Source organism: Malaciobacter sp., assembly GCF_055140965.1.
Window position 1 is genome coordinate 1 of record NZ_JBSRRO010000061.1, and the last position, 9,742, is coordinate 9,742.

The following is a 9,742-nucleotide window of genomic DNA, read 5'->3' on the forward strand; positions in this document are numbered from 1 at the left end:
TAAACTCTTTTGTGTAATGACTTTTTCTCATCTCTTCTCTCCACTTTCACTAATTTTAACATACTACTTTTGTATGTCCTATTTAGTGTAACCAGATCAAATTTAAACTTTTTCCCAAATGCAGGTCATACTCCAAAGTTTGCTGTATATACAATGACTGGTTCAGGAATGTTTAAATCATTTAAATTAGATGAAATAAAACAAAACCCAAGAAATGATATAGACCATGCTAATCCAGAAGCAGATCATGCTTGTGATCATTCACATGATGATGCTGAGCACATTGAACAACACAATAAAATGGGAAGAGTTTTAAAAGAGTGTGATTATATAGTAGTAGAAAAAGCTTGCAAAAATACTGCAAGATCATTTACAAGTGAGGGTATTAAACTTATAAAATATAATGGTGATTCTTTAGAGTCAACTAAAATTTTAAATGAATTATCTTCAAAATTTATATAAACAAGAAGTCATAAAGAAAAAATAGTGAAAATTTCATATCATCGTAGACGTAAAATTAAAACTAGAAGAATAGCTTTACGTGAACTATTAAATAGAGGAATTGATAACCCAAAAGAGTTAGCAAAAGAGCTAAAAGTTACTATTGCTACTATAAAAAGAGATTTAGAGGCTCTTCTTTATATGAGTGAAGAAGAGTTTACCTTTAAAACAAAACAAACATCTAAAGAGATATTAGAAAAAAAAGACATGATACTAAAAATGTTAGATGATGAAGAGTATTACACACAAAATGGAGATATTAATATTACTAAAATAACAAAAGAACTAAAAACTAGCAGATCAACAGTTCTTTCTGTTTTAAATGGAGAGTAACCTTTACTATAAAATTCACACAAAACTTTTAATTTTTCTTTTCATTACATGCTTTAACAAAATCATTAAAAAGTTCTCTATGTTCTTTTATATAAAAAAGGTATTCAGGATGCCATTGCACAGCAAGCATAAAGGGATAATTTCTTTTTTCTATTGCTTGAATTAAGCCCTCATGTTCAGCAGTAACTTTCAAAGACTCCCCTACTTTGTTTATTGCTTGATTATGAATACTATTTGCTTTGATTTTATCTTTTTTTAAAATATCAAAAAGTTTAGTCTTCTTTTTTACATATACATCTTTTATAGGGAATATAGAGTTTTGATGGATAATATATTCATCAAAATCTAATATAGTTGGATATAAATCTCCCTCAAAAAATATGTTCAAAAGTTGGGCTCCACGACATATTCCAAAAATTGGTATTTTTCTTTTTACAGCATATGAAATCATATCAAGCTCAAAAGCATCTCTTTTTTTATCTAGTTTTGTATTATGTGCATCTTTTCTTCCACCATATAAAACAGGGTTTATATCACTTCCTCCACTTAATATCATACCATCAATTTTATCTTTTGATATATGATTATTAGCTCTTAAACTTACGCTTTTAGCTCCTGATAAATATAGATTAAATCTAATAAACAACTCTGCAAAAAAGTTGCCTTTATTAGGTAAGCATATACCAATTAATGGTTTTTTAGCCATTTTTCTACTCTTTCAACCCATCTATTTAAATTTATTGGTTTATTTAAATACTCAATATATTCATTGCTTAGTAGTTTTAGATTTTTTTCATTATTTGCAAGGCTTTCTACCAATAACCATCTATTCCATTCATCTGATATTTTCCAATCATTCTCATCAACAAGTGAGTTTGATAAACGATAGTGAAATGCAGGTCTTGGTTTAATTTTTTCTTTTGGTAGTTTTTCTCTAACTCTTTTTTCATCAATATATGCAAAAACTGGTAACATATCTAAAGATCTATTTCTTGTTGGATTAAAGTATAAATAATCATCAATTAAATCATTCATATTTGGTTCATATTTACTATTTAAAATCTTTAAAATATACTCTTTTGGAAAATTATCTATATAAGGAGTAACCTTTCTTGCAATATCAACTTTTGCGTCTTTATTTAAAAAGTCTTGTAATATAACATATGCTCTTAGATAACTTAATATTGAGTTTGCTTTTAAAGAAACCAATTCTACATTTATGTGTAAACCAAAAGCATTGTAAACTCTTTTTTTAGTTCCATGGGCACCTGCATTTGTTAGTTTTGCACTTAAATCATCAACTAATTGCATTTTACTCAAAGGTATTGGGGGAGTACTTATTTCATAAGGAACTAAATCTTTAGATATTGTTCCTAAAATATTTTCAACTTCATCAAGTCTTTTTTCATCTATTTGAATTCCCACTTTTTCAAAAAAATCTATTGCATTTGTTTTTATCTTCTGTTTTGTTAAAAGTTCAAAATCAAGTTCTAAAACAAAATCACCATACTCTGATTCTAACTTATAAAAAAAGCTGTTTATTTTTCTTTCTCTTAATGAATATGTTTCTTTTAGTAAAGATAGTATTTCAGTCATATTTATATTTGAAAACTCAAGTTCATAACCTACTTTTCTTTCCTTAGCTTCATAATTATTTATATTTTCTGGCATTATAAAGTTACTCATTTGTAATCCTTGTTTATTATTATGCTATAATTTTATGCTAAGAAATTATAGCAAGATGTACTTAAAGAAAAATTACTGTTTTAAAACTAATTTTCTTAAAGAATTGTTTAAATTTAACATTTTGAATTAATATTTCTATAAGTTTATTATGCTAAATTTACACTCAAGATGTAAATAATTAACATTTATTTTGTTTTTATTTTACATTCAACATGTAAAAGGATAAATAATGGAAACCGAAATTAAATTAAGAGAACCGGTAAAAAGTGACGGAAAGAATATCTTTAATTTAATTAAGAGATGTAAACCGCTAGATGTAAATTCTGAATACTTATATCTACTACAAAGTACATACTTTAAAGATACTTGTAGTGTTGCAACATTAGATAATGATGATGCTATAGGATTTATATCTGGTTATTTAGCACCAAATGAAAAAAACGTACTTTTTATTTGGCAAGTTGCAGTTGATGAAAGAGCAAGAGGTAAATCTGTTGCTAAAAGATTACTTCAAGAGATACTTAACAGAGATTTTTGTAAAGATGTTGAGTATATTCATACAACTATATCACCAGATAACGAGTCATCAAAAAGATTTTTTGAAAAATTTGCGAAAAACTTAGATGCAAATATTGAAACTTCAGTATTATTTGATAATGAAGATTTCAGTGAAGGTCATGAAAAAGAGGTACTATTTAAAATAGGCCCATTTAATAAAGGAAAAAAATAATGAGAATATTTGAAAATTTAGAGTCAGAAGTTAGAGGTTATATTAGGAGTTTCCCAACAATATTTGAAACATCAAAGGGAGCTATTTTAACAAACGAACAAGGTGAAGACTATATTGATTTCTTTGCTGGTGCTGGAACTTTAAATTATGGACATAATAACGAATTAATTAGTAAAGCATTAATTGAATATATTCAAAAAGATGGTGTTGTTCATGGTTTAGACATGGCAACAAGCGCTAAAAAAGAGTTTTTACAAACATTCAATGACACAATATTAGTTCCAAGAAACTTAGATTATAAAATCCAATTTACAGGACCTACAGGAACAAATGCAGTTGAAACTGCACTAAAACTTGCAAGATTAGTAAAAGGAAGAAGTAATGTAGTCTCTTTTACAAATGGTTTTCATGGGCTTACTCAAGGTTCATCATCAGTAACAGGAAATGATGATTATAGAGATGAAAGTTATATTAGTAGATCAAATGTATCATTTATGCCTTTTGATGGTTATTTTGGTGATATGAATACTATGGCAATTTTTAGAAAATTTTTAGAAGATAGTAGTAGTGGACTTGATATTCCAGCAGCTGTAATAATTGAGACTATTCAAGGTGAAGGTGGAATTAATGTAGCTTCTAAAGAGTGGTTACAAGAGCTAGAGTCTATTTGTAGAGAGTATGATATTTTACTAATTATTGATGATATTCAAGTTGGTAATGGAAGAACTGGTGAGTTTTTCTCATTTGAATTTGCAGGAATAAATCCAGATATTGTAACTGTATCAAAATCAATTGGTGGTGGTTTACCAATGGCAATTGTATTACTAAAACCAGATTTAGACCAATGGAAACCAGGTGAACATACAGGTACATTTAGAGGAAATAACTTAGCTTTCGTTGCAGCAAAAGTTGCAATTGAGCATTATTGGCAAAATGATGATTTATCAAATGCAGTTAGATATAAAGAAAAACTATTAAAAAGTACTTTAGAAAAAATTGCTGAAAAATACAAAGATACTTTTGAAGTAGAAATTAGAGGTAGAGGATTAGCTTATGGATTTGAAATTAAAGGTGACAACTCTGTTGCTGGTGAGATTTCAAAATATGCATTTGAAGAGAATCTAATTGTTGAAACTTGTGGTAGTGAAGATCAAGTAGTAAAATTTTTACCACCATTAATCATTGATGAAGAAACATTAGTAGAAGGTCTTAATCGTCTTGATACTGCAATTGGGAAATTAATTGCAGACAAAAAAGAAAAATTAACGGAGGAATTTTAATATATGATTATTAGAGATATAAACAAAGATATTATAGGAACTGAAAAAGAAGTTCATGCTAAAGAGGGTCAGTGGACAAGTAGAAGAATGCTTTTAAAAGATGATAATATGGGATTTTCTTTCCATGAAACAATCATTAAAGCAAATACAAAAACGCATATTCACTACCAAAACCATTTAGAAGCTGTTTATTGTGTAGCTGGAAATGGAAAAATTGAAGATTTAAAAACAGGTGAAACTCATGAAATTTATGATGGTGTAATGTATGCACTAAATGAACATGATGATCATAACTTATATGGTGGAAGTGAAGACATGAGATTAATTTGTGTATTCAACCCTCCAATTAAAGGAACTGAAAATCATGATGAAAATGGAGTTTTTCCTTTAGAGGATTAATAATGTATTTTCTTTATATTGAAAACTATTTAAATCAAACAACAAAAGAACAAAAAAAAGATTTTTTCAATTTTTTAATTGAAAAATCTTTTGTTCCCTCAAACCAAAAAATTATTTTAAGTGATAAATCGCTTATTCTTGAATTTGATAAAAATCAAAACTTTGAAACTATAAAAGAAGTAATAAAATCTTATTTTAAAAAAAATCAAAAAATAAGAATAACTCAAATTTCAAAAATACTCAAAAATGAAAAAAAACTTATTTTAATTTTTAACAATAAAGATAAAAAAGAGATAGTACTTTAAATATGATAAGAGCTATTGATTTTATCTATTTTGTATAAGTGAGAAGATTATAAATAGTATAAAAATAGATTTAATAAAACATATAGATATATGCTCAATAAACGAAAAAAGTTAAAAAAATTTTATAATTTTTGAAAACCTTTTTTCAAAAGAAGAAGTATTAAGTTAAAAAAAAGACTATTTTCCATTATGGAAACCTCTTTTTTTGATAAAAGGAAGTCACAAAATGAATTTTAAAGATTTAATTCAAATGACAACTATTAAGCTTATTGAGAAATAAAATGTAAAATGTATCTAGAACAAATAAAATAAAAAATTACACTAAGGGAAAAAAATGAAAGTATGTAAATTTGGTGGTAGTTCAGTTAAAAATTCCACACAAATAAAAAAAATAGTCGATATTGTAAAAAGAGATGAAAAAAGACAAGTTATTGTAGTTTCTGCACCAGGTAGAGATGATGATTTTGATGAGAAAATAACAGATCATCTTTTAAACTTAGCAACAGAGGGAAATCATTTTTTAGAACAAAAAATTGAGATTTCTAAAGATGACAGTTTTAATGCAATAATCAAAAAATATACAAAACTTTGTGATGATTTAGGTATTGCAAAAAAGAAAATTTTAGACTCTCTTGAAAATGAGTTAAATAATTGTGATTTTAAAGATGACAAAAAAATAGCATTCTTTTTATCAAGAGGTGAACACTATAATGCAAAAATAATCTCTGATTTTATGAAAAAATCAGGTCTTAATGTAAAGTTAATGCTACCAGAAGAGTTTGGATTTATTTTAGATGATACATATACAGATGGAAAAGTTCAAGCAAAAACATATGACAATGTTAAAAAACATTTTGTTCTAAAAGATAATGAAAAAGTTGTAGTTCCAGGATTTTATGGAGTGACAGAAAAAAATGAAATTGCAGTTATGAGTAGAGGTGGTTCAGACTTAACTGGTGGTGAATTAGCTTATGCATTAGATGCAAGTATGTATGAAAACTGGACAGATACAAATGGTGTATATGAAGTTGACCCAAGAGTTATTCCAGATGCAAAAGTAATTCCAAGATTAACATTTAAAGAGTTAAGACTACTTAGTTCAAAAGGTTTTAATGTATTTCACTTTAATGCAATGTTAAATTGTAAAAAAAGTAAAATTCCAATTAGAGTAAGAAATACTAATAATCCAACAAACAAAGGAACTTTAATCTTAAGTGAAAGAGTTCCTATGGAAAAATTAGTTGGAGTTGCAAAACTTGATAATATGGCATCTATTCATATTCAAAAAGATATGCTTGGAGAAGAGATTGGATTTACTGCTGAATTATTGAAAATTTTTGGAGAATTTCATATAAATACTTATCATTATCCAACAGATAAGGATGATTTAGCTATATTAGTAGAACAAGAGGATTTAAAAGGAAATATTAATAACTTAAGAAGAGAAATAGATAAAAGATTAAAGCCAGACAATATTATTGTAACTTACTCTTTATCTGTTATTACTCTTGTTGGAATTGGATTAAAAGAAGACTCATTTACTATTGTAGATGCAATCACTGCTTTAAAAGAGAATAATATCGCTTTTGAGATGTTTGATATGAGTCCTTCTAAAATTTCATTTCACATAGGAGTATCTCAAAATATCTCTGATATTGCATTGGAGACATTATATGAAAAGTTATTAACAAAAGAGAATAATTGTATTTGTTAATAGGAGATTAAATGATAAGATTGCTACTACTTTTAGTGCCAATTATCTTGTTGTCAACTCTAAGTGCTAAAGAGTTGACACAAGAAGAGAAAAAAGAAGTTAAACAAAGATTAGATAAATTAGAAAAACCTCTATATACACCCTTTGTAGAAAATTATATTCTAAATGATTTAAGAAAACTAAGAGAAGAGAATAAAAAACTAAAAGTAGAGCTTTATAAAAGATTAGCTGAAAAAGAAGTAGAAATATCTTCAAATGCCATAAGTTATGCTACTTCAACTATCAATAATATTTTTTATATTATTGCTGCTGCTACATCACTTTTAGTAGTTATTGGACTTAATTCAATAAGAGATATAAACCAAAAAATTAGAAATATAGTAGATGAAAAAGTATCTAAAGTAATTGATGATTATGAAACAAGAATGAGCTTAATTGAGAAAGATTTAGATAAGCGTTCAAAACAAGTTCTAGAAAATCAAAGAGAGATTGAAAAAACAAATATTATTCAATCATTATGGATAAGAGCAGCTCAAGAAACAACACCAAGTGGTAAAATTGAAATTTATGATGATGTTTTAAATCTAAGACCAAATGATCCAGAAGCATTAACATATAAAGCAGAAGCAGCCCTTGAATTAAGTGAAGCAAACTGGGCATTGCATCTTGCAAATCAAGCATTGAAAATTGATGATGATTATCCAAATGCATTTTATCAAAGAGCAAAAGCTCATGCAGTTTTAGGATACAATGACTTTTCAATAAATGACTTAGAAAAAGCACTTAAACTAAATGAACAATATATTGAAGAAATAGAAAACGAAGAAGAGTTTGATAGTTTAAATGATAATAAAAAATTTGTTAATCTATTAAAAAAATATCGTCAAGAAACAACAGAAACTACATAAATAACTTAAATTTACTTTAATCCTTTTTGCTATACAATTTGTATATATGCAAAAAGGAGTTTGTTATGGAAATTAACAATAATATTTCACAGTATCAAAGCCCCTATATAGACCAAAATAAAACATTAGAAAAAATAGCAACTGGTCTAGAACTAAATAAAGCCTCAAATAACGCTTCTGCACTCTCTATTGCAGACAATTTAAGAACTCAAGCAAATGGATATGCACAAGCATTGCAAAATACAAATAGTGCTATTGCTTCTACTCAAATAGCAGATTCTGCTATAAAAGAGCAATCAAATATATTAGATAATGTAAAAGAGAAACTACTACAAGCTTCAACAGATACAACTTCTCAAGATGCAAGAGAGGCAATTTTTAAAGATATACAAAATGCACTTAAAGGTTTTGATGCAATAGCTAGTGCAACAAAGTATAATGATCAAACACTACTTCAAGCATCTCAATCAAGTCAAGCACCATCAAGTTCACAAAGCTTTCAAGTAGGTACACAAGAGTCTGATACATCAAACTCTACATCAATTCAATCAAATACTTTAGGAGTTGGATTAAATGATTTAGTAACTAATTCACCTGATAGTTTTACAGCAGAAGATGCAAGTGATTATCTATCAAAAGTTGATGATGCAATTGGTGTATTAAATAACTATAGAGCAGAACTTGGTTCAACACAAAATGAGTTAGCAAGTACAGGTAGAAATACAATATCTCAAGAGATTCAAACAAGAGCTGCACAATCTGAATTAAGTGGTGCAAATATGGCACAAGAGATTGCAACTTTTGATAAACAAAATGTATTATCACAAGTTGGAGCTTACACTCAATCTCAATTTAATATAACGCAACAATCTGTTATGAGACTTTTGACATAAACACTTGAGAAAACTCAAGTGTTTTAATAACTTATAGTTTTAGTGACTTTTATTTTTTCTTGAGGTTTTTTTGTAACTTTTACATATTTAACTCCATCATATGTAAAGTGATTTTTATACCCTTGAATAATCTTTTTTCTAGTAGCATTTATATATTTTGTAACACATTTTGTTCTTGTTTTTGTTTCATAATAGTAATCATCAGAGTTTGAACCTCTTATTTCATTTGCTATTTTTCCACCAAGCAAACCACCCACAATTTTAGCAGCTGTATTGCCATTTCCTTTACCTATTTGATTTCCAATAACAACACCAGCAGTTGCACCTATTATAGTATCTAAACCTATTGAGTTATTATCATAGCTAGAATTAATATCAACTCTTTGTTGATATTCTTGTTCATAGCACTCTTGTATTGGCTCTTTAACAGTTATATATTTATATATTGGTTCGCTATAATCAACATCAATAAAATCATATAAATTTTGAGTTTTATTTGCAAATAATAAACTAGTAAATAAAACAATTAAAATAATTAGCTTTTTCACAATTTTTCCTTAAAAGTAGAGTTTAAAACTCTACTTATTTAAATGTAGCAATATAATCACCTAAAGCTTTTATATCATCATCGCTAAGTCTTGCAACTTGACCTTTCATTACACCTTTCATCACTTTGCCATATGTTCCATTTTTATAGCCATGCAATGCATTTTGAACCTTTTTAGAGTCCCAACCTTTAATAACTTCACTTTTCCCAAGTGCAGCTTTTTCTCCATTTGCTCCATGGCAAGAGGCACAAGCTTTATATAAAGATTCACCACTATTTGCAAAAAGTGTTGTTGAACCTAAAATAGCAATTGAAACTAAGATTTTTTTTGTAGTAGTCATTTTATACTCCTACTAATAAATTTTGTATAATTACAAGTAAAGAGATAAGTAAGATGATCACATTTTTTTAGATCAATGATAGAACTTATTATGAAGTTTTATTAA

Annotated in this window: 13 protein-coding genes; 9 read left to right on the forward strand and 4 right to left on the reverse strand. The window is 27.2% G+C overall.

Features of this window, described 5'->3' with window-relative positions; all coding sequences use genetic code 11:
• The first annotated feature begins 69 nt into the window (after window positions 1–69).
• Both ACTCCZ_RS12860 and ACTCCZ_RS12865 read left to right on the forward strand, forming a co-directional pair.
• The gene (locus ACTCCZ_RS12860; RefSeq protein ID WP_079580356.1) at window positions 70–462 is read left to right on the forward strand and encodes a hypothetical protein; all 393 of its coding nucleotides are present in this window, start codon (window positions 70–72) and stop codon (window positions 460–462) included.
• A 24-nt stretch (window positions 463–486) separates the two neighbouring features.
• Window positions 487–834: a hypothetical protein gene (locus tag ACTCCZ_RS12865; protein WP_079580355.1), complete on the forward strand. Its 348-nt coding sequence runs from the start codon at window positions 487–489 to the stop codon at window positions 832–834.
• Window positions 835–862: 28 nt separating this feature from the next.
• Here ACTCCZ_RS12865 and ACTCCZ_RS12870 read toward each other — a convergent pair whose 3' ends face one another.
• On the reverse strand, window positions 863–1,540 hold the full coding sequence (locus ACTCCZ_RS12870; RefSeq protein WP_079580354.1) for a gamma-glutamyl-gamma-aminobutyrate hydrolase family protein: 678 nt from the start codon (window positions 1,538–1,540) through the stop codon (window positions 863–865).
• The gene (locus ACTCCZ_RS12875; RefSeq protein WP_079580353.1) at window positions 1,522–2,520 is read right to left on the reverse strand and encodes an amidoligase family protein; all 999 of its coding nucleotides are present in this window, start codon (window positions 2,518–2,520) and stop codon (window positions 1,522–1,524) included. Before ACTCCZ_RS12875 ends, ACTCCZ_RS12870 begins: the two co-directional genes overlap by 19 nt.
• 229 nt (window positions 2,521–2,749) lie before the next feature.
• On the opposite strand from ACTCCZ_RS12875, the gene ectA reads away from it, so the two are divergent.
• The 7 genes from ectA (at window position 2,750) to ACTCCZ_RS12910 (ending at window position 8,749) form a co-directional block, all read left to right on the forward strand.
• A complete protein-coding gene (gene ectA / locus ACTCCZ_RS12880; RefSeq protein WP_079580352.1) occupies window positions 2,750–3,250 on the forward strand; it encodes a diaminobutyrate acetyltransferase in 501 nt (166 codons plus the stop codon).
• Window positions 3,250–4,530, forward strand: coding sequence for a diaminobutyrate--2-oxoglutarate transaminase (gene ectB, locus ACTCCZ_RS12885; RefSeq protein ID WP_079580351.1), 1,281 nt, complete (start codon window positions 3,250–3,252; stop codon window positions 4,528–4,530). Before ectA ends, ectB begins: the two co-directional genes overlap by 1 nt.
• A gap of 3 nt (window positions 4,531–4,533) precedes the next feature.
• On the forward strand, window positions 4,534–4,929 hold the full coding sequence (locus ACTCCZ_RS12890; protein ID WP_079580350.1) for an ectoine synthase: 396 nt from the start codon (window positions 4,534–4,536) through the stop codon (window positions 4,927–4,929).
• A gap of 2 nt (window positions 4,930–4,931) precedes the next feature.
• Window positions 4,932–5,234: a regulator of G-protein signaling domain-containing protein gene (locus ACTCCZ_RS12895; RefSeq protein WP_079580349.1), complete on the forward strand. Its 303-nt coding sequence runs from the start codon at window positions 4,932–4,934 to the stop codon at window positions 5,232–5,234.
• A 334-nt stretch (window positions 5,235–5,568) separates the two neighbouring features.
• A complete protein-coding gene (locus ACTCCZ_RS12900) occupies window positions 5,569–6,948 on the forward strand; it encodes an aspartate kinase (protein ID WP_079580348.1) in 1,380 nt (459 codons plus the stop codon).
• 11 nt (window positions 6,949–6,959) lie between these two features.
• Window positions 6,960–7,856, forward strand: coding sequence for a TPR end-of-group domain-containing protein (locus ACTCCZ_RS12905; protein WP_079580347.1), 897 nt, complete (start codon window positions 6,960–6,962; stop codon window positions 7,854–7,856).
• A 65-nt stretch (window positions 7,857–7,921) separates the two neighbouring features.
• Window positions 7,922–8,749 carry a flagellin gene (locus ACTCCZ_RS12910; protein ID WP_079580346.1) on the forward strand — a complete coding sequence of 276 codons (828 nt, stop codon included), beginning with the start codon at window positions 7,922–7,924 and terminating at the stop codon, window positions 8,747–8,749.
• A 23-nt stretch (window positions 8,750–8,772) separates the two neighbouring features.
• On the opposite strand, the gene ACTCCZ_RS12915 is transcribed toward ACTCCZ_RS12910, so the two are convergent.
• Together ACTCCZ_RS12915 and ACTCCZ_RS12920 are read right to left on the reverse strand one after the other, a co-directional pair.
• A complete protein-coding gene (locus tag ACTCCZ_RS12915; RefSeq protein WP_196778299.1) occupies window positions 8,773–9,297 on the reverse strand; it encodes a glycine zipper 2TM domain-containing protein in 525 nt (174 codons plus the stop codon).
• Between the two features lie 34 nt (window positions 9,298–9,331).
• Window positions 9,332–9,637 (reverse strand): c-type cytochrome, encoded by a 306-nt coding sequence (locus ACTCCZ_RS12920; protein WP_079580345.1) that lies wholly within the window; start codon window positions 9,635–9,637, stop codon window positions 9,332–9,334.
• Between the last annotated feature and the right edge of the window lie 105 nt (window positions 9,638–9,742).